Origin of the sequence: Ileibacterium valens, from assembly GCF_001945525.1 — a bacterium.
Taxonomy (GTDB): domain Bacteria; phylum Bacillota_I; class Bacilli_A; order Erysipelotrichales; family Erysipelotrichaceae; genus Ileibacterium; species Ileibacterium valens.
In genome coordinates, this window is sequence record NZ_MPJW01000104.1 from 1 (window position 1) to 732 (window position 732).

1 protein-coding gene is annotated in these 732 nt (G+C 47.5%); it reads left to right on the plus strand.

All coding sequences use genetic code 11. From position 1 onward, the window contains the following. A partial coding sequence (locus BO222_RS04840) for a transposase (RefSeq protein WP_143356941.1) occupies positions 1-732 on the plus strand: 732 nt, incomplete at both ends.

Below are 732 nucleotides of genomic sequence, written 5' to 3' on the forward strand. Positions count from 1 at the left end.
AACAGAATGATCCTCAGATAGACTCTTCTGTCCTTTATCTGGATGGAACAAAAATTGAAGCCAACGCCAACAAGATGACATTCGTCTGGACAAAGGCCACTCAGAAATATCTGGCCTCCGCATGGAAATCCCTCATCGAGATCTGCGAGAAGCTGAACGCCTGGCTTGCATCCAATGGCTTTCCGGAACGGGTATCTGTTCTCAGAAAACCGGATCCATCTTATCTTCTCGAGCTGGACGCACTGTTTGCTCAGCTTGAAGAGCGCGCAGCCGTTAAAATCGTCACTGGAAAAGGGCACAGAAAACATCCTCTTCAGAAACTGCACGATGATTTTGCGCAGGTATCTGTCCGGCTGCTTCGATATGCCGTCTACGAAGATCTCGCTGACGGACGCAACAGCTTTTCAAAAACGGATCCGGATGCGACCTTCATGCACATGAAATATGACTACTATAACCACACCAATGTTTTCAAACCCGGCTACAATATTCAGCTTGGAGTCAGCAGCGGCTATATCCGGACAGTGTATGTTTCCCAGAACTGCAACGATATCCATGACTTCATTCCTGCCATCGAGACCTACTGTGAGCAGTATGGAAAATACCCGAAAATGGTTCCGGCAGATGCGGGATACGGAAGCTTTGAGAATTATTCCTGGTGCGAAGAGCATGGCATCGAACTGATGATGAAATATTCCGGACAGAACAAGGAGCAGCAGAAGATTACAGACA